This is a genomic window from Bacillus sp. B15-48 (assembly GCF_016879755.1).
GTDB lineage: Bacteria > Bacillota > Bacilli > Bacillales > Cytobacillaceae > Mesobacillus_B.
Window position 1 is genome coordinate 335,128 of sequence record NZ_WOFU01000004.1, and the last position, 26,059, is coordinate 361,186.

23 protein-coding genes are annotated in these 26,059 nt (G+C 39.6%); 6 read left to right on the top strand and 17 right to left on the bottom strand.

Annotated elements, in window-relative coordinates; translation table 11 throughout:
* Window positions 1–99: 99 nt before the first annotated feature.
* From GNT69_RS14960 to GNT69_RS14985, 6 genes are all read right to left on the bottom strand, one after another.
* On the bottom strand, window positions 100–1,350 hold the full coding sequence (locus GNT69_RS14960; protein ID WP_203555778.1) for an MFS transporter: 1,251 nt from the start codon (window positions 1,348–1,350) through the stop codon (window positions 100–102).
* 410 nt (window positions 1,351–1,760) lie between these two features.
* Window positions 1,761–2,516 carry a GntR family transcriptional regulator gene (locus tag GNT69_RS14965; RefSeq protein WP_203555779.1) on the bottom strand — a complete coding sequence of 252 codons (756 nt, stop codon included), beginning with the start codon at window positions 2,514–2,516 and terminating at the stop codon, window positions 1,761–1,763.
* A 521-nt stretch (window positions 2,517–3,037) separates the two neighbouring features.
* Window positions 3,038–3,211 (bottom strand): hypothetical protein, encoded by a 174-nt coding sequence (locus tag GNT69_RS14970; RefSeq protein WP_203555780.1) that lies wholly within the window; start codon window positions 3,209–3,211, stop codon window positions 3,038–3,040.
* 81 nt (window positions 3,212–3,292) lie between these two features.
* Complete coding sequence (locus GNT69_RS14975; RefSeq protein WP_203555781.1) at window positions 3,293–3,796, bottom strand: acetone carboxylase subunit gamma; 504 nt, start codon at window positions 3,794–3,796, stop codon at window positions 3,293–3,295.
* A gap of 27 nt (window positions 3,797–3,823) precedes the next feature.
* Window positions 3,824–6,103 carry a hydantoinase B/oxoprolinase family protein gene (locus GNT69_RS14980; protein WP_203555782.1) on the bottom strand — a complete coding sequence of 760 codons (2,280 nt, stop codon included), beginning with the start codon at window positions 6,101–6,103 and terminating at the stop codon, window positions 3,824–3,826.
* Between the two features lie 29 nt (window positions 6,104–6,132).
* On the bottom strand, window positions 6,133–8,268 hold the full coding sequence (locus tag GNT69_RS14985; protein ID WP_203555783.1) for a hydantoinase/oxoprolinase family protein: 2,136 nt from the start codon (window positions 8,266–8,268) through the stop codon (window positions 6,133–6,135).
* Window positions 8,269–8,649: 381 nt separating this feature from the next.
* Between GNT69_RS14985 and GNT69_RS14990 the strand changes: the two genes are divergently transcribed.
* Entirely contained in the window at window positions 8,650–10,611 is a 1,962-nt protein-coding gene (locus tag GNT69_RS14990) for a sigma 54-interacting transcriptional regulator (RefSeq protein ID WP_203555784.1), read from the top strand.
* A gap of 131 nt (window positions 10,612–10,742) precedes the next feature.
* Here GNT69_RS14990 and GNT69_RS14995 read toward each other — a convergent pair whose 3' ends face one another.
* The 7 genes from GNT69_RS14995 to GNT69_RS15025 form a co-directional block, all read right to left on the bottom strand.
* Window positions 10,743–10,889, bottom strand: coding sequence for a hypothetical protein (locus GNT69_RS14995; RefSeq protein WP_203555785.1), 147 nt, complete (start codon window positions 10,887–10,889; stop codon window positions 10,743–10,745).
* A gap of 144 nt (window positions 10,890–11,033) precedes the next feature.
* Window positions 11,034–11,798, bottom strand: a complete 765-nt coding sequence (locus GNT69_RS15000; protein ID WP_239094240.1) for an MATE family efflux transporter — start codon at window positions 11,796–11,798, stop codon at window positions 11,034–11,036.
* A 292-nt stretch (window positions 11,799–12,090) separates the two neighbouring features.
* Window positions 12,091–13,821 carry a CocE/NonD family hydrolase gene (locus GNT69_RS15005; RefSeq protein WP_203555786.1) on the bottom strand — a complete coding sequence of 577 codons (1,731 nt, stop codon included), beginning with the start codon at window positions 13,819–13,821 and terminating at the stop codon, window positions 12,091–12,093.
* Window positions 13,822–13,914: 93 nt separating this feature from the next.
* Entirely contained in the window at window positions 13,915–14,601 is a 687-nt protein-coding gene (locus GNT69_RS15010; protein WP_203555787.1) for an ABC transporter permease, read from the bottom strand.
* Between the two features lie 12 nt (window positions 14,602–14,613).
* Window positions 14,614–15,534 carry an osmoprotectant ABC transporter substrate-binding protein gene (locus GNT69_RS15015; RefSeq protein WP_203555788.1) on the bottom strand — a complete coding sequence of 307 codons (921 nt, stop codon included), beginning with the start codon at window positions 15,532–15,534 and terminating at the stop codon, window positions 14,614–14,616.
* 15 nt (window positions 15,535–15,549) lie between these two features.
* Window positions 15,550–16,203, bottom strand: a complete 654-nt coding sequence (locus GNT69_RS15020; protein WP_203555789.1) for an ABC transporter permease — start codon at window positions 16,201–16,203, stop codon at window positions 15,550–15,552.
* 14 nt (window positions 16,204–16,217) lie between these two features.
* Window positions 16,218–17,351 carry a betaine/proline/choline family ABC transporter ATP-binding protein gene (locus GNT69_RS15025; protein ID WP_203555790.1) on the bottom strand — a complete coding sequence of 378 codons (1,134 nt, stop codon included), beginning with the start codon at window positions 17,349–17,351 and terminating at the stop codon, window positions 16,218–16,220.
* Between the two features lie 290 nt (window positions 17,352–17,641).
* Between GNT69_RS15025 and GNT69_RS15030 the strand changes: the two genes are divergently transcribed.
* Genes GNT69_RS15030 through GNT69_RS15045 form a run of 4 tightly spaced genes read left to right on the top strand, consistent with a single transcriptional unit; the run spans window position 17,642 to window position 20,585 of the window.
* Complete coding sequence (locus GNT69_RS15030; RefSeq protein ID WP_203555791.1) at window positions 17,642–18,181, top strand: GbsR/MarR family transcriptional regulator; 540 nt, start codon at window positions 17,642–17,644, stop codon at window positions 18,179–18,181.
* 54 nt (window positions 18,182–18,235) lie between these two features.
* Window positions 18,236–19,129 carry a beta-keto acid cleavage family enzyme gene (locus GNT69_RS15035; protein ID WP_203555792.1) on the top strand — a complete coding sequence of 298 codons (894 nt, stop codon included), beginning with the start codon at window positions 18,236–18,238 and terminating at the stop codon, window positions 19,127–19,129.
* A gap of 1 nt (window position 19,130) precedes the next feature.
* Window positions 19,131–20,087, top strand: coding sequence for a 3-hydroxyacyl-CoA dehydrogenase NAD-binding domain-containing protein (locus GNT69_RS15040; protein WP_203555793.1), 957 nt, complete (start codon window positions 19,131–19,133; stop codon window positions 20,085–20,087).
* Window positions 20,088–20,108: 21 nt separating this feature from the next.
* Window positions 20,109–20,585 (top strand): thioesterase family protein, encoded by a 477-nt coding sequence (locus GNT69_RS15045; protein ID WP_203555794.1) that lies wholly within the window; start codon window positions 20,109–20,111, stop codon window positions 20,583–20,585.
* A 67-nt stretch (window positions 20,586–20,652) separates the two neighbouring features.
* On the opposite strand, the gene GNT69_RS15050 is transcribed toward GNT69_RS15045, so the two are convergent.
* On the bottom strand, window positions 20,653–21,165 hold the full coding sequence (locus GNT69_RS15050) for a cell wall hydrolase (RefSeq protein WP_481747649.1): 513 nt from the start codon (window positions 21,163–21,165) through the stop codon (window positions 20,653–20,655).
* A gap of 273 nt (window positions 21,166–21,438) precedes the next feature.
* Here GNT69_RS15050 and GNT69_RS15055 point away from each other — a divergent pair, with 273 nt between their 5' ends.
* Entirely contained in the window at window positions 21,439–22,332 is an 894-nt protein-coding gene (locus GNT69_RS15055; protein ID WP_203555796.1) for a selenium metabolism-associated LysR family transcriptional regulator, read from the top strand.
* A 167-nt stretch (window positions 22,333–22,499) separates the two neighbouring features.
* Here the strand turns inward: GNT69_RS15055 and GNT69_RS15060 are convergent, their stop codons facing one another.
* The 3 genes from GNT69_RS15060 to GNT69_RS15070 all read right to left on the bottom strand — a co-directional run bounded on the left by GNT69_RS15060 (window position 22,500) and on the right by GNT69_RS15070 (window position 25,857).
* The gene (locus GNT69_RS15060) at window positions 22,500–23,558 is read right to left on the bottom strand and encodes a YeiH family protein (RefSeq protein WP_203555797.1); all 1,059 of its coding nucleotides are present in this window, start codon (window positions 23,556–23,558) and stop codon (window positions 22,500–22,502) included.
* 687 nt (window positions 23,559–24,245) lie between these two features.
* On the bottom strand, window positions 24,246–25,433 hold the full coding sequence (locus GNT69_RS15065; RefSeq protein ID WP_203555798.1) for an MFS transporter: 1,188 nt from the start codon (window positions 25,431–25,433) through the stop codon (window positions 24,246–24,248).
* Entirely contained in the window at window positions 25,426–25,857 is a 432-nt protein-coding gene (locus GNT69_RS15070) for a MarR family winged helix-turn-helix transcriptional regulator (RefSeq protein WP_203555799.1), read from the bottom strand. The genes GNT69_RS15065 and GNT69_RS15070 overlap by 8 nt, the downstream gene beginning before the upstream one ends.
* Window positions 25,858–26,059: the final 202 nt, after the last annotated feature.

The following is a 26,059-nucleotide window of genomic DNA, read 5'->3' on the forward strand; positions in this document are numbered from 1 at the left end:
CCTTTTAAAAGCTGCCATCAACACGAAAAAATTGGGATAACAATATTTGTTATCCCAAAAGTAACTAACTATCGTTTGTCATTCTCCCTAATTTCCTTTTTACATATCTGTCCCAACTTTTTTTAGATCTTCGTTTACTTGAACTTTCGCTGGTGCTGTTTCTTTGTAGAACAATGAGAATAAGAAAGCTAATACACCGGCGCAAGCAGCTACGAGCAACGGTGTTTGAATACCGAATGCATCTGCTAGCGCTCCATTAATCATTGGATTTAAAAATCCCCCGACGAACTCTCCAATCCCAATCGTTAACCCGACGGCAAGACCTGAAAATTGCAATGGTGCAGATTCAACTGGAATAACGGACATGGACATTCCGATGACGCCTGAACCAGCTGAGCCAATAAAGAGAAGCAGCATCATTAATGGTACCGAATCGACAAACACGATTGTTAGCGGGACGAGAATTAACATTAGCGCAGAGAATATCGATGCTGGCTTCCGGCCAATTCGTTCTGAAATCGTTGGAATTAAGAAACCAAAGATCGCATAACCAACTCCAAATGCAGCCATGACAAAACTCATTGTTGTATTAGTTAAGCCTTTTGCTTGAACTAAATATGTTGGTCCAAAAATTTGGAAGGCCATAAGCGTTGTCATCACCAAACTGAAAACAACAATCGATAACCAAATATTACGATGTTTAAGAACGTCTTTTACTTTCACTTTTTCTGTCGATTTTACATTATGCAGATCATGAAACTTCGTTGGATCTGGATTTTTTACTTGTTTTAAGATGAAGAAACTTAAAATAATCCCAGGAATGATCGTTAAATAGAACGCTGTATGCCAGTCAAAGGATGTTGCCAAGGAAACAAGTACAACAGGTGCTAAAATACTGCCGAATAATGCATTACTTGTATTCATAGTAAAACCTAAGTTAAAACCACGACGACGCTCCGAAGATTCCATCGCTAAAATCGATTGTGTTTGTGGAATTAGCGGACCTTCAACAATTCCCATTAATAGACGAAGCACGAATAACATTGCAAATGTTTGTGCCAACCCATGCATTAAAGATATGATAGAAAATAATAAAACTAAGATGGCTAACATGACTTTCTTACTTTTTACTTTATCTGAAATAAATCCACCTAACGGACCAGAGATCGACCAAGTTAAGGCAAGGCCTGCTCCTAGTAAACCTAAATGCGTATAGTTTAATCCTAAATCCGCAGAAATCATTGGGAATAGATAATTAATCGCTAACCGATCAAAAAAGACAAATCCAATTGTAAAGAAGAAGATGATAACTAATTTATTTTCATAAGTCCAAAATTTCTTTTTTTCCATTTTACGATCCTCCTAAAATATTAGTGCTAATAAAGTTTTTTTGTTTTGAATATTCAGTTAAAAATAATTGCGCCATTTCCTAAATGTGAAATTCAAGGTCGCAACTACATTCCATTGATAAAATTGAGATAATCACCTTCCTCCTACGCCTCACGTTTTTTCGAAGTGCTTTTTCTCTAGGAAAGCGGTTTCAGCTTCAAGTGTCGGGGTCAGACGAGATAATGCTTGGTATATATCTGTTTTTAAAGGGATTTCGAATTCACTATCATATTCCCCCTCATTTTTTTAATAAACCGTTATAAAAGATAACGCAAATCAGTTCCTTATAACGAACAATCAAATGAAACAACTTAGAAGAAGAAGTGGGAATTAGGATTTGATTCCTCCATCATCCCACATATATCCATTCTTTAACGATTAACAGTGAAAGACAACTTATATTCGTCTGCTTTATGAACAGCCTTTCTCCAACCGATTAATTGGTCATTTCGCGTGTATAGCTTCGTTTCCATAATCAGGATCGGCTCTCCTTCATTGATATCCAATACATGTGCCTCTTCACAGTTTGCACCTGATGCAAAGATTTGGTGATCCCCTCGGGAAATGAAAATTCCTAGTTCACTTTCAAGAAGTTCGAAGACACTATCTGTTTCGCCAACCTCTTGTACACTTGGCTCGAAATCTTCTGACACGCACAGATACGTTTGGGTCCATATGAGTGGTTTCTCTTCAAGTAAAATGATTCGCGAAACTCGTAAAACTTCTTCACTAGGTTTAATATGGAGTGTTTCACCTAACTCTTCTGTAGGAAATACCCGGTCGACACCTAGTATGTTCGATTGACATTCAATTCCTTGTTCACGAAGGAAACGAACGAGTCCCCCTACCTCTAGCCCTGGAGGTCGTACTGGTAATTTTTGGACAGGGAATGTGCCTTTCGCGCGCTCGCGGTAAACGTATCCTTCATTAGTAAGCTCCTTGAGGGCTTGACGAACGGGTGCCCGACTCACATGGAAGCGGCGAGTAAGTTCCTGTTCCGTACTAAAGGGACGATTCGGATCACCATCCCCAGATGATAACTCTTCAATCAAAATTTCCTTTATTTGTTTATAGATCGGGACTGAAGAGTTACGATCTATTGAGCTTTTTTTCATTTTACTCGTCATATTGTCATCAACTCCTACTTTGTGATTGCCTATCAGCATGCTGTTTTAGTGAACCTGTCATGCTTTTTCTAGTCATATTTTAATGTCATATCTCAAACAAGTTTTCTAGTAACAAGACTTTCATTTTATCACGTTCATAGACGCAATTAAATACGTACAGACTGTTTCCACTGAGTGAAAGAGATTAATTGAATGTAATCGCTTTCTTTTTCGTCAAAATATTAACTCATTTATTTACTAATTACATAATATAATATTGTTATACCAAAGTAAACAATTATTTTTAATTTTCTGTTTAGATAAAAAATTAAATCCTTACGATTGGGAGTTATCCTTGATTTTCTAGCATTTTGGAGGTCAAATGAAAAGCGCTTTGGAGTATTAAATGAATAAAACGCTGTTGATTTTAGATACATCAACAGCGTTTTATTCTGAAGAAACGAACTTTTTTGTAATATGAAAATCACAAGTATGATCGATACTTGTAAAGAAGAACAAGCATTCATAGCTGAACCCAGCTGTTACCGATCCGTTTTTTCACTAGCAAAAGCTCCGCCTTCTCGCTTTGTTTCTTCTAGTGCTTTCTTTGTTAATGCCTCAAGTCCAATTTCTTCCGAATAACCAGGAAATTCATGTGGACTCGCTTCGGTTGGATCAGTAGATGATTGGTTTTTTCTGTTGGATGGTTTAGTCATTGTCGTCCCTCCTTTCATTAGTAGTATGGGTCAATTGTTAAGAAAAAAACGACGATCCTTAAGGACCGTCGTAAACGTTCATTATACTTTTGCTTTTGGGAGCGGTTTTTTCAGCCACTCGTTGTAGAATGTATCAATATCCGGTTCAAAATCAAGCACAATTGGGTACCATGGAGGAACGGCTTCCACATCTAGTTGCGAAGCGCAACTAGGGCAATAATATTCACGAATGACCTGCCACTCTGGATCCGGAGACATTAACTTCGGATAAATTTCGTTCATTTTCTCCTCGGTATCGCGGACAAAAATCCTTGCATGAAGCTTCCAATTTTCCTTATAGTCACAGAATTCATGGCCACAATCGCATTTTACGATACGGTCGCCATTTGCTTTTTGAACGATATACAAATGCAATCCATATGGAAGCAGGATTGGATCATCCCAGCTCACACGATCTTGCAACACTTCGCGATAAATTTCAAAACGCTCGGGGTCTTTATGACTCGTCATCATATCTTTTAATTGATAAAACTCCAATGTTCCGTCAATTAACTCGTTTATTCGTCTCTTATCGTATTTTGCCACGTTTTTCACCTCTTTGTAAGATAGTTTTTATTTCGATTGTTTAAAACGATTGATATGCGCCCCTAATGTTGGCACACCTAGATCATCTTCATAAATCATCCACTCTTCCGGAATATCCCAGAATCCCTTGAATTCATCTGTGAACTTTTCACTTAAAGCAAAGCTTTGCGCGTACATATGTCTGACTTGCAGAGCCGCATCTTCGTTTAGAATCTTCGTTCTTTCACCTTTCATCCACTCTTTTGTTGGCGTACTACGCTCTAAACGCTGCTTGCGAATTTCTTTGCGTTTTTCTTCCGTACCTTTTAGATCAACAGTGTAAACACCGTTCGCTTCGGTAAAGACACAGCCGTAAACTTGTTCTGCATAGCGAAGCAGAACATATTTTTCATTCAAATCAGTTTCAACCTGTTTTGGATCCCTTTCAAGTGGATCACCGAAGCCAGGACCCCCACGAAGGTAGTTCATGATCACATCATAGTCACGAAACTCCTCTTGTGTCGACACCGCCTGTCTGTCACGGTAAATCACTTCAGCTTCCATATTGTCTTCATAGGTTGGGTTATCTGGATCAACATCGCCACCTAATGGAATTGGCAAGCCTTTCTCAATACGCTCTTTGATGTTCGTCTTGTTTGCTTGGAATCGATAACCAGCCGATGCCGGATATCCGCCCATTAGACCGCCATCTGTCGCCATGACACCTGAACCCGCAACGAACATCGTCCATTCTTTTGCCCCCCAACCTAAACGAAGGGATTGCCAGCCGTTTCCACCGCGGTATTTCCCTGCTCCGCCTGAACCAGGTAAAATTTGTCTTCCTAAGAAGATGAGTGGCTCAAGCAGCTCCCAAATTTCCATGTCACCCATGTCACCTTCTGGATTCCAAAGCGCGGCTGAGTGGCTGATGCCATCTTGAACCGCACTGGCACCGACTCCACAAGAGGAGGTTTCAAAGCTATTCATCGCCGATAATTGACCATATTGGTCGTATCCTCCACCCATCAACCAGTTGGAAGTATGGGCATTCCCTGCGTTGACTTCCTCTAAATAGCCACGGCTAAAATACGAGCGACTCAAGCCACGCCACAATGGCGACCAAGCAGCCACGAGTGCATGCCATGTATTGGAGTGGGCCGAACGAATATCATCTGGATTAAACCACGAACCATACGGAATGCCGAATTTACTCGCATAATAGGCTCCATCATTGATCCGGTCATTCGGGACGAGCGTTTGCGAAAGCATCACCCAAATTCCACTCGTAATCGAGACCGGTGTCGCATTAAACGGATGCCAGCCCCAACGGTTGGCGCCTTCAAAGTCAATTTCAAGCTGTGCATCTTTATGAACAGTAATTTCTGATGGCGTATGGATAATTGAATTGATTTTTGCAAACGATGGGAGATCTAAATCCTTAAATGGGACGTCAACGAAACTTGATTGACGGTACTTTCCTGGAATCAACATCGTTTTTACCTGATTGACAAAGCCACGGCGGCCATCCTCGATAATTTCACGCATAAATTGTTTGTACGCGTCAATTCCTTCTTCTTTTATAAGATCTAAAACAAGTTCACGAATCATATGACAGCCGGCAATCCGTGTTTTTTCATCGAGGGTCCAATATTTAACCGCACGAACGGACCTTGTACTTTCTAAAAGCCAGTCTTTCGAAAGGGTATCGTTTTGACCAATCTTTCGACAAGTTACCTGATAGCCGTCATCATATCTTTGAACAGGACCCATTGGCATACTTCCTGGTGCAGAAGCCCCTGTATCAATAACATGCGTGACACCGCCTGCCCAGCCTACGACTTCTCCTTCCCAGAAAATAGGAACAAGGGTATGAACATCACATGTATGAACATTTCCTACATGGTTATCGTTATTACAGAAAATATCTTTATCGGCAATCCCTGGGTTATCTTCATAATCGTTTTCAATCATAAATTTAATCGCCGCACCCATCGTTCCTACGTGGATAATGATCCCTGTAGAGGTAACAATCGAATCGGCTTCTGGTGAGTATAAGCTAAAGCATAATTCACCTTCCTGCTCAACGATTGGCGACGCGGCTACTTTCTTGGCGGTTTCCCGCGCATGGACGACCCCACCACGTAGCTTCGAATAGATTTTTTCAAAACGAATCGGATCACTTTCCTTAAATGGAAGGGTCTCTAAGCCCGCATAGTGCCCTGTGTCTCTACTAACTTCATCCATTTCTTTGCGCATTTGCTTTAACGTTTTTCCATCCCAGCCAATCGGCTGTTTCGTTTGTTGAATGTCAGAAAGAGTTTTAGCCAAATTCAATTCCTCCTTTAAAATGATTTAGGTTATTTTACTTCCTTCAGGTGGAAAATACGGTGTTCATCAAGATACGCTTCAAATCCAATTGGGACAACCAAAGTCGTCGCGGTTGATTCTAAAATAGAAAACGCGGGAATCTTGTTGCCAGGCATCAATTTTTCCATTTCGTAAATATTGGCTTGAAGGAATTCACCATCCCAATAAATTTTCCGATGTCCAAGGAAAGCATCTGCTGGAGGAATTTCCCCATAGATTGGCTCCTCTGGAATTTGTGGTTTCGCCACATCAACGACACCCCGAACAATTGCGCCTGTTATTGAGTATCCAAGCTCAGGAGATAAAGCGGCCTTTGCATAAACCCTTGCATACGTCTCTTCAAATGTCTCAATCAATGTTTGCCAATCATCCACAGATCTAAATGCAGAGATAGGCGCCTCAATTTCTAAATCATTTAATTGCCCTTGATACTGCATCCGGAAAAGCAGTTTGAAATCGACTTCTTCTGGTGCATAATCATTTTTCTTAAATTCTTCTGTTACCTTTTCCTTTAATTCATCCCAGGCAGCTTGTAATTCTCTACCTGCAAGTAACACATCAGAGTCTTCTCCATGTTCAGCGACATTAAGATCCAATGTTTTATCGTAACGATATTCAAAGTCAGCAGCTCCACAGCCAAAAGCAGAGAATCCAGCCGCCCAAGCAGGAATAAGAACATCTTCAAATCCAAGCCCCTTCGTATAGCCAGCCGTGTGCAATGGACCACCGCCACCATAGGAGAAGCAAACATATTGTGATGGAGAATAGCCTTTTCCAAGAATCATCGATTCTAGGTAATTGCGTAGCTGCGATTCTAATAGTTCAATAACGCCATACGCTGCATCCTCAACAGTTAACCCAAGCGGGTCCGCAATTTGTTCTTTCACGGCCTGATAGGCTTTTTCTTTTGAAAGCTTAATCACACCGCCAATGAAGTTATCAGGGTTAATTAGACCAAGAACAACGTGACAATCAGAAACCGTTACGGTATCAAGGCCGCCTTGCGGGTTACAAACCCCCACTCGAGAGCCGGCACTGTCTGGTCCAAGAGTAATGTTTCCGTAGTTTGGATCAATACGAACAAAGCTTCCTGTTCCTGCCCCAGTCGTATCCATTGAAACAAGCGGCAAAGATAGAACAAGACGTGCCATATCCGGGCTTGTGTTAATCGACAACTCCCCTTGGGTAATCAGCCCAATATCAAAACTGGTACCGCCAATGTCTGAACAGGCAACATTTTTCAAGCCAAGTTTTTCCGCTAAATATTTGGCCCCAACCATTCCACCAATTGGTCCGGAAACACAAGTTCTCGCTAACTCGTTCGCTTTAATGCTGATCGTTCCACCGTGACTGGCCATAATTCGCAGGTCGAACTCGGTTCCTGCTTCTCTCAATGCTGTATCAATATTCGCTAACGTTTGTCGAGATGGTTCCGCAGCGTATGCTTCAACAATCGTCGTATTAGTCCGATGAGATTCTTTTCGAACTGGATAATAATCAACGGTTGCAAATACTTTAATGTCTTTATTTGATTTTTTTACCACTTGTTCAGCCATATCTCTTACTTTTCTTTCATGAGCTGGATATTTATAAGAATGTAGTAAGCTAATAACGATGGCTTCGACATCTTCATCGATTAATTTCTGAACCGCTGCTTCAACCTCATGTTCATAGAGTGGAATGACCACATTTCCAAAAAGATCCACCCTTTCTGTTACGCCAACCGTCCATTTTCGTGGAACAAGTGGTGGATCAAAGTGGTGGGTATTAATATGAATTCTGTCAGAATAGGAGTAGCCAAGGAAGGACTGAAGCCCACGACCCATTCGGTGGTTATCCTCCATGCCTTTATTTACGATTAAACCAACTCGGCGTCCTACTCGTGAAACAAGCCTGTTAAGCATCGCTGTTCCCGAATAGACACCCGCCAGTAAATTCGGAAACTCCGCTTCTGGTTGCGTCTCCCATTGGTCCAATGCATCTCTCGCAGAGTTTAATAGTCCAATATGTTCATCTAGCGGAGTCGTTTGTGCCTTTCCTACAACAAAATCCCCTTTTTCATCAATAATGAACGTGTCTGTCATCGTACCACCGGCATCAATGGCAAGAATTTGTGATTTGGCCAAATAAAACTCTCTCCCTTCAAATAAAAAACATGATTGTTTACAGCAATGTTTAAGGCCGGTTATGTAGGCTTTCTGTTTGCTGTTACTTTTATTTATGCAAGACCCGTGCCAACCAAGGATAAGTCTAAAAATCTTCTATTATATAAGCGAATAGTAGTCTTCTCTAATGCGATTTGTAGTGTTTCGCAACAACTGTAGCGCTACAGGATGTTTTTTCATAAAACACGAAATACCTATTGATTTAACGAACAGGCTAAGGTAGTATTTTAAATAGATTGAATTTTCAGAACTAAATAACACCCCTCTTCTCAGAAGGATGTATCTTCTTCCTCATTATTTTTTAAAAATTTCTCCATATCTATGTAGAGGAGGTTTATATAAGTGCAAAATCCTTTTCTCTCTATTTATTCCACCGAAGATTTGCGCAATAAAGCAGGTGAAATTAAACAGAAGTGGGAAAACTTTATTACCGATCCTTTCAAACTGGACCATCTACAAACCGTTGTTCGCCGTGAAATCCTTGATTCATGGAGCCGTTGTCAATCCATCGGTCTTAATCCAGAACAAAAACAAGCCAAAACGGTACTTACTTCATTCGAACTCGAAAATCTCCTCTCAGAGTCAGACCTTTTTCGTGCCGCCAAACCGATGATTGATCCTATATATGAAACATTAATTGGAACCGGTTATTTAATTACATTAAATGACGAAAACGGCAAAATGATTTATTTAAAAGGCGAACCAGATATTATGAGAAAAGTTGAAAAAATGAATTTTTCACCCGGAATGGATTGGAGTGAAAGTGCGGCAGGAACGAACGCCATTGGGACCAGCCTTGTTTCCAAAAAGCCCATTCAGGTTTTTTCTGCTGAACATTTTTGTGAAGGCTTCCATCCGATGACATGTTCATCAGCACCTATTTTTCATCCTTACACCAAAAATGTTATGGGTGCGATTGATTTTACTGGACTTTGGCCGAGTACCCAACCACACACCCTTGGCTTAGCCGTTTCACTTGCGCAAATGATTGAACAACAACTGCTTGCAATGTATAGTCAAAAATATAAGCAATTGGAAGACTATTATCGTCAATGTAAAGCGAAATGGAAGGATCAACCTGTACTTGTCTTTAGTAGCGATTATGTTCTTGTCAATGGGGATCAAAAATTACTTCATGCCTTAAAATTGAAAAAAGAATGGACACAACAAACGCATCAAAAAATAAAGAAATGGCTTCAAAACCCAGCAAAGTTTATGACGAAAACGGAGGAGTATCATTTCATCAAAGTAAAACCAATCATCATCAATAATGAAGAAATCGGTTATGTAACAATTTTCAAAAACGAAAATGGTCCGAAAACAAACCCTTCCTCCCTTTCAAAAAATCATCAATTAATTGGGGAGTCTCCAGAAATTCGAATGATTTTACAAAAAGGTGAGCAAATTGCAAGGGTTGATACCCCAATTCTCGTTACCGGTGAAACAGGTACAGGAAAAGAGCTGATTGCAAAATATATTCATGAAGTGAGTTCAAGGAAAGAAAAGCCCTTTATTGCCATCAATTGTGGGGCGATTCAAAAGGAACTAATTGCTAGTGAGCTCTTCGGTTATGAAAGCGGGACATTTACTGGTGGAAAAAAAGAAGGAAAAAGAGGGAAATTTGAAGAAGCGAATGGTGGTACCATCTTTTTGGATGAAATTGGGGAAATGCCAATCGATTTGCAAGTGCATTTACTTAGGGTACTTCAAGAAAACGAGGTCACGAGATTAGGTTCTTCAAAAACGATCAACATCGATGTAAGAATCATTGCAGCAACGAACAGAAATTTAGAAGAAATGATTGAAGCGGGACTGTTTCGCAGCGATTTATTTTTTCGTTTGAATGTGATTTCGTTTGCGGTTCCCTCGCTACGCGAAAGAAAAGAAGATATCCTTCCCATTTGTAACTATTATCTTAATATTTTTAGAAAAAAATATCACAAATCAGCTTCTCTTCATCTATCTGAAAAAACGAAAAACTTCTTTTTGAGTTATACTTGGCCAGGAAATATAAGGGAATTAAGAAACGTTCTTGAACATGCGGTCATTTTTAGCGACTCAGATGGAGTGACAGAGAGCCAAATGCCAGAGTACTTAGCAAACGTAAAAAGAAAGCATTCTCGTGATGACCAAAAACATTCAAGCTTGACGGTGATTGAAAAAGCAGAAAGGCAACAAATAAGAAGCCTCTTAATTGAAACCGAATGGAATATCTCAGCGGTTTCACGGGAATTGAATATGGCGAGATCCACTTTATATCGGAAGCTGAAAAAATATAAGATAAAGGAACATGGAAATGGATAACTGCGCAATCATTTGTTGTTTATCCTAATCTTCTCGTGTTTTGAAAATGACGCACAGCTATGCTGTGTTTTTTATTTTCCGGGTATCAATAAGTTTCATAGGAGAAGTGCCTTCTCCTGCTAATATTTACTTTAATTTGCATCCTTCCTATCTTTTTCTTTTTCCTTTTCGCGACTGTATCGAGCGCATTCTGTTTTGAGACAGTTGCCTTGAACATCATTTCCATATTTTTTTCTGAAAATTGCAAGGCAGTAACATTTTTCATCTTTGTTCGTCATTCGATTTCCCCCTGTTAAATTTTTGATTATGAGAAGTTTATGTAACTTTAATTTTTATAAAATTCAAATAATATTATAGGTGAATTTTAGCATACTTCCTTCATTTCTTATACAATATTGTTCGATATCCTTGAGGCAACATGACTAAAATAAAAGAAAAATAGTCTTCCTAATTAAAAGAAGACTATTCGATAGAAGCCCCTTCACATCGGATTTATCGATTAAAAACACATCTTTTAAGTGGAAGGTCAAAGCTAGCTTTTTATAAACATAGTAAAATAGAGCGACAACTAAGTATATCCGGGCGATGATAATCGAAATTGAAACCCCAAAAACACCTGTTACCGGAATGCCGAACCAGCCTTTTATCGCGATAAAATAACCGATAATACTAATGACATTCATAATCACGGTGACAAACATCGTCTCCCTTGTGTGCCCGTAACTGCGCAAAACGGCGCTTAACGCTAAAGCAATCGCTTCGATAAATAGCGAAAGCCCTGTAACAGTTAAAAAGATATAAGCGTAATGATAAACCTCTCCGCTAAGTCCGTAAAAGTTTAAAAGCACCCCACCAAAGCTGACAACGGTAATGGTCATTACAATCCCAACCCAGAAATTCACTCCGAAAGCAGATCGGGCGAGACGTCGTGCCCGAGCCAACTCGTTTGCACCTAAGTTTTGGCCTATCAAGATGGTCGCACCAATGGCGATAACGTTAAAGATTAAAATAAAAATATTGATAAGTTGATTTGCTACCCCAACTCCTGCAACTGCTTGGTCTGCGTATCCACTTAACACTAGGGTCGCTATAATCCCCATACTCATATGGAGCGATATTTCGATAAACAGAGGCCATGTAATAGTAAATAATGATTGGTCCTGGTATTTATTTTTTTCTCTATTCAATTTTCCGTTTCTCCTCAATATAAATTACAAATACCAACTTAGTTTACAGATTTTTAGCTAAAATGGAAGGAAAATAGTTCGGGAGACGAAAAATATTTTAATATACTTTTAATCGTGTGGAAAGAGTGAGAGAGTTGGGTGAATTTTCCGTAACGTATTTCTAGAACTCGCAATATGAATTTGTTTTAATAGGATAAAAACTGTCCTTGCGCTTACGACCATAAAGTGAAACTTCCATCAGTGGGGGTATTACGGCCGTTAATCTACGATAAACGAAGAAAAACAACCTAATTTAGGTTGTTTTTCTACCACTATTGTCAATAACCGGCAATAGTAGTTGTGATGGGTATTCACTCTGATGATAAACTGTCTGCTTGGCGACTTTTCTTTCGCTGCTCGTAATCATTGATTCTCCTGTATTTAAATTCACATCGTATCTTGGAAAATTACTTGAGGAAACTTCCAAGCGAATACAATGTCCTGGTAGAAACACATTGCTCGTCGCCCATAAATCAATTTCAATTTCAGCTAGCTGATTCTCGTTTCCAGACCGTATGCGTTTGATGCCATCTGCTAACTGAATTGCTTTTCCATCCAGGTCAACATCAACAAGTTTCGCCGTAAAATCTGTGTCCACGGCGTCTGTTTTTACCCAAATCTTTACTTTAATTTCTCCAGTCACCTCAAGTGGTTCGATCAAAGGCTCTGATGTATAAACTAAAACATCTTCACGTTCTTCAATTTCTCTCTGGTCAAGTGGACCAGGTACTCCTCCCGCAAATAAAGTACCCCCGCCATTAGATGGAACTGGATTTGCTGGGTCAAATAGAAAATGATCCGTATGTTCACCGCTCGAAGGAGTTGCAGTTAATTTCCCGTCGCCAAATCGAGTATTCGCGTGACCCTCACTATCTAAATAATAAGGCGTATAATTTGTCCTTGCCAATGGCCATTCATACTCATCACGCCATTCATTGATTCCCATTACAAATAATTTAATCGGTGCCTCCGTTTCAAAATCCGACTTTTCTTCCTTTAGCCAATGGTTAAACCAACGAATATGTAGAGCAGTGAGGTCTTCTTTGTAATCAATCCAATCCTGTGAGGCATGCAGGCCAAAATTGCGCTCACCTAGCCTAGCTTGAAAAATTCCGTGCGCCCAAGGTCCAATCATTAATTTTTGTAGCTTGGCATCCTCTTTGTTACGAAGTTGTGAAAAGTTCCGAATCGTTGCTTTCAAGAAATTATCATACCATCCGGCAAGATGATAGGCTGGAACAGTAATCTGTGAATATTTATCTCGAATACTCATTTGTTTGATTTGCTCTGCCGTTAATCGCTTTTTAATAAAATCAAAGAAATACTCAGCAACGCCTAACTCTTTTAGTGGCGGCCAGTTTTCAACCGGCATATAGTTGAACCATTCTTCCATTTGATCGTAATACTTCGCCATTTTCTTCATCATTTTATGATAGTCATCTGGATCCGGGTGTTTTCGTTTCAATTCATCTGGCGCGACGGATTCTAATGCCCATGTTTCTGCTCCCCCGATTAGATATTTCCCATCATTCTCTACCGAATCGTTGTGCCAATCTGTTAAGGTCATCGCGGGGAAAATCGCCTGTAAATGAGGTGGTTGTTCTGTCGCCGCCAATAATTGCGTGAACCCATAATAAGATAAACCAAACATCCCGACTTTTCCGTTTGCATAAGGCAAGCCCGCTGCCCATTCAACGGTATCATAACCGTCTTCCGCTTCATATATAAATGGATAAAAATCTCCCTCTGAGTTGAATCGGCCTCTAACATCCTGAATAATGACAACAAAGCCATTTTGAACAAGACGATTCGTATCAAGATAACGGTGTGAATAAAAGGGCAAATCCTTATTATACGGTAAACGTGTTAGCAAGACTGGGAATGTCCCACTACTATTCGGGCGATATATATCAGCATAAAGAGTGACACCATCGCGCATCTTACATGGTACGTTTTTCTCAACTATGATTTGTTGTATTTCCATCGTTTTCTTCCTCCTTTGCATTCAAAAAGCAGTAATCGATTTTAAAATAATCCACCTCGCGAGATCGACGAGGTGGATGAATGAGACATCATTCTATGCAGCAGATTCTTCCGCTTGAGGAGTGAATCCTTTTTTTCTTTTATTATACGGTGACAGCTTGCGTTCGAACCAACCCATAACAAGGTCAGCAATCACGGCCATTAATGCCGTTGGTATCGCACCTGCAAGGATAATCGCTGTCCCGTCGGTGGCGTTCGTTCCCCGAATGATGATATCTCCTAAGCCGCCGGCACCAATAAATGTACCAATCGTTGCAATCCCAATCGTGATGACTAAAGCGGTACGCAGTCCAGCCATAATCACAGCCATTGAAAGCGGCAGTTCCACCATTCGCAAGATTTGGAATTTCGTCATGCCCATTGCTTTCCCAGATTCAAGCAAGGCATGGTCGACATTGCGAATGCCGGTATACGTATTTTTAATAATCGGTAAAAGCGAATATAGAAATAAAGCAAATACAACGGTATTCGTACCAAGCCCCATGACAAGCATGAGAACGGCTAACATCGCAAGGGCTGGAATGGTTTGAATAATATTTGCTAGAGAAATCACCCATGGACTTAATTTTTGATACCGTGCAATCAAAATTCCTAATGGAATACCAACGATTGCCGCAAACAACACTCCATAGGCGGACATTAAGAAGTGCCGATAAAATTGTTCCCAAACATAGCCAGCATTTTGATTGTAGTAATAAAACAAATCGTTCATTATCTCCATAAAACGTCCCCCCTATTCCTCTTCAAAGTAGTTGTTTTCTTCTAAAAATTCCTTTGCAACAATCGATGGTTCCCTCATTTTCCCATCGGCCTCGTAGTTCAATTCCTGCATTTTCTCGGTCGGTATTTTACCGGACAATTTTTGAAGAATCTCTGTTAATCCGTCATACTGTTCAAGAACATCATTTCTTGCCACTAGTGAAGTGTCATAAGGCGGGAAAAACAGTCGGTCGTCCTCTAGAACTTTTAAATCAAATGCCTTGATCCGGCCATCGGTCGTATAGGCGAGTACAACATCCATATTCCCACTTGCAGCCGCTTGATAAACTAAACCAATCTGCATTGGATAAGTTCTGGAAAAACGAAAACCATATTCCGCAACGAAGCCTTCATAGCCATCACCTTCACGTGTTAACCAAGAGTTGTCGACACCAAATTTCAAGCTAGAAACGAATGGTTCTAAATCGGAAACTTTCTGTAAATTCTCTTGTTCTGCTAATTCTCTTGTTACTGTGAAAGCGTACGAATTGGCAAATCCGTAGGAATCAAACCAAGTTTGGTCAAACCTGTCTTGGAATTCACGTTGAACAATCGCTAAAGCTTCGTCTGGATCATTGATCGGATCCATTCCTAGCGCCCCCGCAAGATCTGTCCCAGTGTAGCGGGTTGCCGTAATATCGACATCCCCTCCTAACATCGCTTGATGCTGGACAATCGAGGATCCTAAATTATTGACCATTTCAACTTGCGCCTCTGTATAATGCTCAATCATCAACTTAACGACATACCCCATAATTTGTGACTCTGAAGTGGCCATTGTCCCTACCGCAATCGTATTTTTTGCAGGCCCACTTAATCCTGGAAGACTGCAGCCACTTAAAAAGATGGACAGGGAAATAGCTAAAGTGATTAGCATTCGATTGATTTTTCTCATTTCTGTATCTCCTTCCTAAGCAGCTTCTTTCATTTTCTTTAATCCAGTAGGTGTAATTGACTTTTCAATTTTCCCTAAAAGTAAATCAGCAAATAATGCTAAAAGGGTAACTGGGATCGCTCCAGCTAAAATAAATTCTGTTTGATAAAGGGACATCCCACTAAAAATATAATCCCCTAATCCACCTGCACCAATATAAGCGGCTAAAGTTGCCCAGCCGATTAAATAAACCGTTGTTAGGCGAATACCAGCCATAATGATTGGAATCGCAAGTGGAATTTCCACTAAGCGAATTTGTTCCCATCCAGTCATACCCATCCCACGGCCTGCCTCAAGCAGACTCTTTTTCACTCCATTCACACCTGTATACGTATTCCTTAAGATGGGTAGGACTGCATAGAAAAATAGTGCAACGATGGCAGGGACTTTCCCAACACCTAAAAGTGGAATAAAAAACGCTAGAATCGCAAAACTCGGAACCGTTTGAATGATTCCTAGAAGTCCCATAACTACATTCGCTCCTTTTGGAAAACGGGTTAAAAGAACCCCTAACGGAACGGCTATGAGAATTCCTAACCCGACAGCAATCATCGAGATATATAAATGTTCCCATGTTTTTATAAGTAATTCGAATCCATATTGACTGAAAAATTGGATAAGACCATCCATCTCATTTCCCTCCCTTATATAGCAGTGACTTCCACTTCGCCCCAAATTGAATCGTACACGATATCAACGAGATTTGTTCTTGTAACAATTCCGATAAGACGATGCTCCTCATCAACAACTGGGACATATTTCATTCCTTTTTTCAAAATTTTACGGACCGTATCCCGGACAAGCGTTCCTTGCTCTACTGTAAAGGCTGGCTCAACGATATCTCCGACTTGAGTCGCTTTTTTCCGTTTTTGGTCAATAATTTCTACATCAATATAGCCTTGAAGGATGTTTGCTTCATCAACGACGAGTAGTGAGTCAACACGTTTCTGTTTCATAATTTGAATCGCTTCAGAGAGTGAGCGGTCTCCGGTAATTGTAACTGGAGAAGGGTTCATAATTTGTTCTACCGTTTGAATATTCGGTCTAGCTTGAACAAGACGATCTTTCCCAATAAACTCCTCAACAAATTCATCCGCAGGATTTCGCAAAATTTCATCTGGTGTATCACATTGAACCAACTGGCCATCACGCATAATCACAATCCGGTCTGCAAGTTTTAATGCCTCATCCATATCATGAGTGACAAAGACAATCGTTTTGTTTAATTTCTTTTGAAGCTTTTTGAACTCTTCTTGTAAAGAATCCCGGGTAATCGGGTCAAGCGCCCCAAATGGTTCATCCATTAAAATAAGTGACTGATCGGCTGCTAACGCACGTAACACACCAATTCGCTGCTGCTGACCACCACTCAATTCATGAGGAAACTTTTCAAGATAATCCGGTGTTAAGTCTACTAGTTCTAATAATTCTAGAGCACGAGCACGACGCTTTTCATCCGGCCATTTTAATAGTTTTAAAACGAGAGTGATATTTTCTTGAATGGTCATATGCGGCAATAATCCAATTTGCTGGATCACGTACCCGATTTCCCTCCTTAATTGGACAGGATCTTTATCCATAATATTCTCATCATTAATATAAATACGGCCTTCAGTTGGTTCAATTAAACGATTAATCATTTTCATCGTTGTCGTTTTCCCACAACCACTTGGACCAATGAAGCAAATGAATTCTCCTTTTTCAAACTCCAATGTTAAATCGTTAACGGCCCTTTTTCCTCCCTTATATACCTTTGAAACATGATCAAATTTCAACATGTTATGGCACCTCCAAAATTTCTCGTGATTTTTTTAAAAAATAATAGAACTGAATTTCTCGACGATTTTAAATACTTTTTTAGTATAAAGTAAGTTTTGTAAAATAAAAAGTTTACAAATTACACAAATTGTATCATATTTACGTAAAATAATTATTGCACAAAGTTTATTATCTATTTTTCTTAATAATCCTCCTTATTCCCCTGTTTTTCTCGCAATTCCTGATTTTCTTTTTTTACCCAAGATATGTTACATTGACACAGAAATGGAATTGGAAGGGTGATTCATAGATGGATGAAAAACCATTAGCCAGAATCAAAAATTTTGAAGACCAATTTATTGAGAAAATTGCCGATAATATGCATACGTACGGAGTTTCAACAACCGTTGGTCGAGTGTTAGGGATTATTTATATTAATCGCAAGGCGATGACGCTTGATGAACTATCAGAAGCAACCGGTATGAGCAAAACTCGGATGAGTCAAGTGGTCCGCGAAATGGTTGATTTAAATATCGCGGAAAAAGTTTTCGAAAAAGGGATCCGTAAAGATTTATATAATGTCGAACAAGACTATTATCAAACCTTTATTTCTTTATTTACCTCCAATTGGCGGAAAGCGATCAATAAAAATAAAATGTTTGAGAAAAAGTTATCCGCCGAGCTAAAAGCGATTTTAAATGATGAAGATCTTAATGAGGAAACCGAACAAAAAATTAATCTTTTATTAAAAGAAACGAAAGAATGGCTTGATTACTACCAATGGTTAGCTCAGCTAGTAGAGTTTTTTGAAAGCGGAGAAATTTTCAACCACGTTCCAAAACCGGAATGAAATATGCAATCACCCCTTTCTTCTTTTAATAAATTAAGCTGAGGAGGAAACAGAATGAAAAAGCAAGCGATCGTAACATGTGCAGTCACAGGAGCTGGGGATACGGCACAGAAGAGTCCATATGTTCCAATTACTCCAGAAGAAATTGCCAAATCAGCCATCGACGCTGCGAAAGCCGGTGCAACGATTGCCCATATTCACGTACGTGATCCGAAAACAGGAGAAATGAGCCATGATGTAGCACTCTTCCGTGAAGTTGTCGAGCGAATTCGAGAGGCTGATACAGATGTGATCATCAACTTAACTTCTGGGGGCGGGGGCGATTGGATTCCCAGTGAAGAAGATCCAACGGTTGGCGGCCCTGGAACAGATATGCAAACACCTGAGGAAAGACATGAACCAATTGGGGAGTTATTGCCAGAAATCTGTACGCTTGATTGTGGAAGCGTTAATTTTGGTGATCAAATCTATATTAGTCCAACCGAATGGCTTCGCAGACAAGCAAAATTGATTCAACAATGTGGCGTCAAACCAGAATTAGAATGCTTTGATACCGGGCACCTCCGCTTTGCCAATCAATTAATTGAGGAAGGTCTGATTGATGGCGATCCGATGTTCCAATTCTGTCTTGGGATTCCATGGGGAGCTGATGCAGATGCGGAAACGATGCTTTATTTGCGTGATCGACTTCCAAAAAATGCTCATTGGTCCGCGTTTGGCATCGGGCGAATGCAAATGCCTGTAGTCGCTCAATCTCTCTTGCTTGGTGGAAATGTTCGGGTTGGACTTGAGGATAATCTCTACCTTGGTAAAGGCGTAAAAGCAACGAATGCTCAACTTGTCGAAAAAGCGGTTCACATCATGGACACTCTTGGTGTTGCACCGATGACTCCAGCGGAAGCACGTGAACATCTTGGATTAAGAAACCCTCATAGAAAGGCAGATTAATATGAATTCAATTAAACAAGTAACTGTCGTTGGAACAGGTGTCATTGGCAACGGGTGGATTGGCCGCTTCCTTGCTCAAGGGTATGATGTGATTGCAACAGACCCGGCCGAAAATGCTGAAGCCCGTATGCGTGCGGCGATTGACAAAGCATGGCCAGCCATCGAAAAACATGGAATTGTTCAAGGAGCTTCGAAGGATCGATTATCGTTTGAACCCGATTTAGCGAAGGCTGTAGCAAATGCAGACCTTATTCAAGAAAATGCTCCAGAGCGTGAAGAACTTAAACGAAATTTATTGGCTGAAATTGATCAATATGCGAAACGAGATGCGATTATCGCTTCAAGTACTTCTGGATTTATGCCAAGTACGTTACAAGCAGATTGTCAAAGGCCTGAACGGGTCATTGTCGCACATCCCTTCAACCCCGTCTATTTAATTCCATTGGTTGAGATTGTTGGCGGGAAAGCGACCTCCGCTGAAGTAATTACTCGGGCGGAGCAATTCTACCATTCTATTCAAATGAAGCCACTTGTTGTGTCAACGGAAATTGAAGGACATATTGCCGATCGACTGATGGAGGCCATTTGGCGTGAAGCCCTTCATCTCGTCAATGATGGGGTTGCAACAACGGAGGAAGTCGATGCGGCCATCGTATACGGACCAGGACTTCGCTGGGCATTAATGGGGCCTTTCTTAACCTTGCACCTTGCAGGTGGTGAGCAAGGAATGAAACATATGCTTGCTCAATTTGGACCAGCGTTAAAATTACCTTGGACAAAGCTTGTTGCTCCAGAGCTTACTGAAGAGCTTAGTCAAGCGGTCATTGACGGCTGTGAACAACAGACTACCGGACATCTTATTCCCGAAATTGAGAAGCGTCGTGATGATTTCTTAATTGAACTCCAGCAACTACTGGAAAAATATTGGCCAGCGGCAAATTTAAATGGAAAAATTTAGTCATGATGGAGGGAACGTGAAATGTCTAAAATTGAAAATCCCCTGTTAACGGAAACAGTAGGCGAGAACTTCATTGACTATAATGGCCATATGACTGATTCTGCTTATGCCGTTATTTTCAGCAAGGCTGTTGATCAACTAATGGTAGAAATCGGAATTGATGAGGGTTTTAGGGAGAAAACAAATTACTCCATTTATACATTAGAGACGCATTTATGTTATTTACAAGAAGCACATGAAGGTCAAATCGTCTCTGTTCATCTTCAACTTTTAGACTATGATACTAAAAGACTGCATGTTTTTTTTATAATGGAAAATGATCGGGGCGAGCGGCTTGCTACAAGTGAGCAAATGCTTATGGGCATGAACATGTCGACTGGTCGCCCTGCCCCTTTCCCTGATGAAATTAAGGAGAAGATTATTGAACTTCATGAGGCACATATTGAAATGGAAGTACCTAAAGAAGCTGGTCGGAAAATCGCTATTCGTAGAAAATAACTAGAACAAAATCGACCGTGCCGATGAGAATTAGTAACAGGCAAGCAGAATTTCTGCTTGCCTGTTTTTAAATGGCAAAAGAGTGATTTCCAATCTTCTTGACGACTTGGCGTGAGAAAATCCAATTGCTCGTAGCTGTATCAGGATTATAAAAATAGAGGATGTCATCATGCTCTTCTTCGTCCGCTTTTATTGCTTCTTTCACCGCTTGACGGGCTTCCTCGTTTGCAGGTTCTTGAATTGAACCATTTTGAACCGGTTCAAAAGCGTTCTTTTGATAAATAACTTCCTCAATTGTATCAGGAAACTGTTCATGTTCCATTCGATTTAGGACCACTTTTGCAACGGCAACTTTGCCTTCGAATGGCTCCCCTTTTGCTTCTGCATGAACAAGACGGGCAAGCAATTTGAGTTCTTTTTTACCAATAAAAAAGGTCGGATTTATTTCTTCTTTTTTGTCAATTGCTGTTTTTTTAGCTGTTAATGGTTCTGATGTTTCAGTTGACTGATTCGTTGTTGCATATACATTAACAGACCCAATCATAAGGATGAAAATAATGAAAATCGGAAAATATTTAATCATGTTTAAACCCTCCTGTTTGTTTTTAGTAGCAAAACAGGCCCAATTACAAGCTTAACAAGTTGGCAAGAGGAAAACATTAGTGAAAAGCTGGGGGAATTGCCATTTCTTATGAACAGAAAAATCCCTTGTTTAAAAATAAATGGAAATATATGTTTCCATCTAAAATAAAGGATGAAGATATGAGGAGAGAATATAGTAAACTAAATAAAGAGAAGGTTCATTTAGGAAAGAATTTCCTTCATGATTAAAATATAAGGAAGAGGGCTACTTATGAATTTAGAGCATCTGAAAGTTTTTTATGTTGTGGCAAATAATAAAAGCTTTTCCCAAACGGCAAAGGATCTACACATCTCACAATCAAGTGTAAGCCACCAAATTAAACATCTTGAAGAACAATGGGATTGTCAGCTTTTTGAAAGAACGACAAAAAAAATAACATTAACACCATCAGGGGAAATATTATATAAGCAAGTGAAAAAATTGATTTCCTTAATGAATGAAACTGAAAATGAACTGAAGGAATTAAAGGGGACCGTTCACGGGGATTTAAAGATTGGAGCAAGTTTAACGATCGGCGAGCATATCCTCCCTTTTTTATTAGCTGATTTTTCTTCCATTTATCCGAAGGTACACTTTCACTTAAAGGTGTACAATTCTGAACAAATCGTTGAAAAACTACATAATCATGAAATCAACTTAGGATTTATCGAATCGATGCTCTCTTATCCAAATCTAAAACAAGTACCATTTGCGACAGACGAATTAATCATCATTGCTTCTCCTCAGTTTATTTCAAAATCTACAATTACAATTGAAGAACTGCTTGAATTGCCGTTAATTATCCGTGAGAAAGGTTCTGGTACGAGGCAAGTAATGGAGGACGCATTAAGAAAAAACAGTGTTAATCCATCTAAACTTAACATTGTGATGGAGGTAGAACATACGGAAGTGATTAAGTCGTCTGTGGAGGCGGGTTTAGGAATCTCGATTATTTCCAAGTCGGCTGTAAAAAAAGAAATAAAACTAGATACGTTAAGGCAGCTAGATATTGAAGGAATTAAGCTGCATCGAGATTTTTATATGATTTATCATGAAGCAGCGCTTAAACTCACAAGCAGCAAATTTATTGAGTTTATTAGGGAGAAATATAATCTAAAGCTCTAACCCACACCAATAAGGAAGCTTGTAGACGCAATCCCATAGTCTACATGCAAGGCCTTGTTGTTAAGATAGAGGGTTTCATAAGTGGATCTCAATCTCATTATTGAGATGAGAACATAATGAACATCTTCTGGTTATGGGTGCTACTCTCAGGTTTAAATATAATTGTTTTAGAAAAAGCGATAGATAAATAATAAGATTGGAGAAATCGATATTAACCCAATAAAGCCAAGGATGGCTACGCCTATAGGTTTGAATCCAACTTTTTTAAAGTCCACCCATTTTATGTTAAGTCCCAGGCCGACCATTCCCATCGCAAGAAAGTACGTACTTAACATTAACAGGAAATTCGTTACCTCTTTCGGGATTAGTTGGGTTGTATTAATGGAACTCATGAGTAGAAAACCTAAAATAAACCATGGAATGGGTAAATTTTTGATGCTTCTTTCTTGATGTTGGTTCTTATTTTTTTTATTTAGAAAAAAACTAATTAAGAAAATAACTGGAATAAGCATTAAAACACGGCCAAGTTTGACGAGGATTGCTGAGTCACCACCACTTACACCAGCAGGAACTGAAGCGGCAACGACATGAGCTAATTCATGTAAAGTTGCTCCGACTAAAACTCCATATTCAGTATCAGTTAACGGCAAATATGGATAAAGCAGAATGAAAAGAACGGCTCCGATTGTCCCTAAGACAGCAATACAAGATACAGCGATAGCCGTTTGCTCTTGTTTCCCTTTTATCACCGGAGCGATGGCAACAATTGCTGCTGCTCCACAAATAGCTGTACCAGCTGCAACTAGTGTTGTGATATTTTTGTCAGTCTTAAATATTTTCCCAAGATATAAAATAAAAAGCAACGTAAAAGTGATAACAAGCAAGTCAATAATGAAAACAGCCATTCCAGCCTGGACAATATCCATTAAATTCAACCTAAATCCAAGCAGAATAATGCCAACACGGAGTAATACTTTGCTGCTAAAATTAATACCTAAACTGGTGTTTACTGGCATTCGGATTGATGGTAGATTCCCCCATATGACTCCTAATAAAATGGAAATAATCATGATCCCCATGATTGAGAAAAATGGGGTTTTTGCTATTTGGCTAGCAATTAAAGCAATCGAAAATGTAAGCAGGATGCCTGATGTGTACCCGCGATAATCGATGTTTTTCTGTTCCTTCCCGAGATAAGGCTCAACTTTCACCTTTTCTAATGCCATTCCATCCCCTCCATTCCATTTAACTATACGGTACCACAGTTTTTCTCAATTACTTTATTAGATTTTAAATAACATATATTAAATTTCTAGATAACTTGATTTGGAGCGTTGATCGTTGGGGTTTTTATTTGAATACTGGGAATAAGAGGTGAAAACAAACTGGCGATAAAACACGGCAGTCCATCCTACTTGGTAACTACAAAAATTTGTGGAATATAAAGAAAAACCGGGAAAATCGAACTGCCCGGTCCTTGTTTTTTCGTGTTAAAACGCATCTAGTACAAGTTTTTATCGCTAGTACTTGGAATAACTGTGATTAAAAGACTGTTATATTGCTAGTACTTGGATTATCTGTGATTATAAGGCTGTTTTATTGCTAGTACTTGGATTAAAGCGATTTTTGGCCGTTTTTTATTACGAGTACAGGGATTATATCTGCCTTCTGACGTCATTTTATTGCTAGTACTTGGATTAAACCCTTATTTTACCGCGTTTTATTACGAGTACTAGCAATATATCAATGAAATTTGGTGTTTTTAATCCGAGTACTCGGATTAAAAAACGCGTTACCAGCATTATCGTTCAAAAACCTATAGCTCTCGTCGCCAAAAATGACTCATCAATGTCTTTTTTTTGCCTTTTTTAAAAATATAAACGAATGTGCGCTATAAAAATATCAAAATGCCCCTAAGCTAAAGCATTGAGCTGAGCTTTTTCTTTCTTGCCGTGCAAAATAAAATAAAGTCCAGAAGAAGCGATCACGACCACTCCTAGAATCATATAAAGAGTTCCGTAGTTTATCGCCGGTATGAAAAGTCCCAGTAGATAAGGTCCGAATCCAAGTCCAGCATCCAGAAAGATGAAGAACGTCGACGTGGCGAGTCCCATCCGATGATTAGGAGTTAATTTGACTGCGATGGCCTGGGTACATGACTGCATATTTCCAAATCCTAACCCAATGAAAATCCCCCCCAACAACAATGTGAAACTAGACTGAGCTGAGCCTAGCAGGATCATTCCGATTGCAAAGAGAATAAACGCTGGGTACATCACATAGTTTGCTCCTTTTAAATCCAATAATCTTCCTGTGAATGGTCGGGAAATCAAAACGGCAATCGAATACACAAGGAAGAAAAAACTTGCCGTACTAACGAGGTCAATTTCAATCGCATAGAAATTTATAAACGATAGAACGCTAGAATAACAGAATGCGACGATGAGCGTAACGATCGCAATCGGAACGGCCTTTGGCTCGATAAACTGCGAAAGTCTCATTCCTTTCAATTCGGATTTGCTTGTTTTCCTTTCCACTGGTGGTACATACACAAAGAATGCAGTAGTCAAACTGACGATTCCGATCATTAGACAGAGGATGAAAATTAGCTGTGTGCTCGTATGCTGGGTCATATAAAGTCCAATAAATGGTCCGATCGCTGCAGCCAATGTCGCACTCATACTGTAATAACCAATTCCTTCTCCCTTGCGCTTGTTTGGAATAATTTGGGCAACAATCGTTCCTGTTGCGGTGTTTGCGATTCCCATTGTTACTCCATGTAAGAAACGTGTTAACATCAGGAAACCGATTCCTAAGTGGATAAAATAGAAAGACGTAACTAAAGTAAATAAAATTAATCCAGTAAACAGCGTTTTTTTACGACCAATTGAATCAATACTACGTCCAGTAAACAGGCGGCCAATTAACGTCCCAACAATAAATATTCCAGTAACTAACCCAGCTTGGCTGGCAGTAGCATCGTATTCATGAACGGCATAAACGCCAATAATAACGACTAATAAATAAAAAACGAGCGTTAGCAATAAATTCACACTGGAGACAATGATAAAATCTTTCGTCCACAATTTAGGTTTATTCACGAAAGTTTCCCTCTCGTTTCACAATGTTGTCCTTCATTTTTGGCAATGTATGAAACGTCGTCAGTTGCGCTTCTTGATCGATCCCTTCCATCACACTATGCTCCAATAAGGTAATTTTTTTTCGGCATTCGTTGTAAATCTCTTCCCCTCTTTTCGTTAACTTAATCACTTTTTCGCGCCGATCCTTCCCCGGAATTTGCTCGACAATTTGCAGCTCTTCTAACCGGTGAACTCTTCTCGTAATCGTTGGCTTTTCGACATGATAATAATTTGAAATGTCAACAAGCGTTGAAGGTCCTTGTTTTTTTATATAAAAAAGAACTTGCCATAAAGAGTAAGAAAGATCATATGTATTCATTAACTCATTCATTTTCGTAATCAGTGGTCGATACAGACTTAAGTAACGTTGGAAAAAACCTTCCATTTTCCCTGCTCCTTTCTGAAAAATAATTACCTAGCTAATTGTAACTCAAGGTAATAATTACTTAAGGTAACTATATTCCCTGTTGATACAATTGTCAATGGGAAAACATTGACTTGCTCGAAGCACTTTATGTAGTCCAGTTTCACTGTGATAGCGAATGTCGAGAGGTTTATTGGAATATTATAAAAAGCAAAAAGAACAG

What these genes read in the sequence shown, in the direction of transcription:
- GNT69_RS14960 (WP_203555778.1), bottom strand. Translation starts at nt 1,350, where the DNA reads ATGGAAAAAAAGAAATTTTGGACTTATGAAAATAAATTAGTTATCATC.
- GNT69_RS14965 (WP_203555779.1), bottom strand. Translation starts at nt 2,516, where the DNA reads ATGACGAGTAAAATGAAAAAAAGCTCAATAGATCGTAACTCTTCAGTC.
- GNT69_RS14970 (WP_203555780.1), bottom strand. Translation starts at nt 3,211, where the DNA reads ATGACTAAACCATCCAACAGAAAAAACCAATCATCTACTGATCCAACC.
- GNT69_RS14995 (WP_203555785.1), bottom strand. Translation starts at nt 10,889, where the DNA reads ATGACGAACAAAGATGAAAAATGTTACTGCCTTGCAATTTTCAGAAAA.
- GNT69_RS15005 (WP_203555786.1), bottom strand. Translation starts at nt 13,821, where the DNA reads ATGGAAATACAACAAATCATAGTTGAGAAAAACGTACCATGTAAGATG.
- GNT69_RS15010 (WP_203555787.1), bottom strand. Translation starts at nt 14,601, where the DNA reads ATGGAGATAATGAACGATTTGTTTTATTACTACAATCAAAATGCTGGC.
- GNT69_RS15015 (WP_203555788.1), bottom strand. Translation starts at nt 15,534, where the DNA reads ATGAGAAAAATCAATCGAATGCTAATCACTTTAGCTATTTCCCTGTCC.
- GNT69_RS15020 (WP_203555789.1), bottom strand. Translation starts at nt 16,203, where the DNA reads ATGGATGGTCTTATCCAATTTTTCAGTCAATATGGATTCGAATTACTT.
- GNT69_RS15025 (WP_203555790.1), bottom strand. Translation starts at nt 17,351, where the DNA reads ATGTTGAAATTTGATCATGTTTCAAAGGTATATAAGGGAGGAAAAAGG.
- GNT69_RS15030 (WP_203555791.1), top strand. Translation starts at nt 17,642, where the DNA reads ATGGATGAAAAACCATTAGCCAGAATCAAAAATTTTGAAGACCAATTT.
- GNT69_RS15035 (WP_203555792.1), top strand. Translation starts at nt 18,236, where the DNA reads ATGAAAAAGCAAGCGATCGTAACATGTGCAGTCACAGGAGCTGGGGAT.
- GNT69_RS15040 (WP_203555793.1), top strand. Translation starts at nt 19,131, where the DNA reads ATGAATTCAATTAAACAAGTAACTGTCGTTGGAACAGGTGTCATTGGC.
- GNT69_RS15045 (WP_203555794.1), top strand. Translation starts at nt 20,109, where the DNA reads ATGTCTAAAATTGAAAATCCCCTGTTAACGGAAACAGTAGGCGAGAAC.
- GNT69_RS15055 (WP_203555796.1), top strand. Translation starts at nt 21,439, where the DNA reads ATGAATTTAGAGCATCTGAAAGTTTTTTATGTTGTGGCAAATAATAAA.
- GNT69_RS15060 (WP_203555797.1), bottom strand. Translation starts at nt 23,558, where the DNA reads ATGGCATTAGAAAAGGTGAAAGTTGAGCCTTATCTCGGGAAGGAACAG.
- GNT69_RS15070 (WP_203555799.1), bottom strand. Translation starts at nt 25,857, where the DNA reads ATGGAAGGTTTTTTCCAACGTTACTTAAGTCTGTATCGACCACTGATT.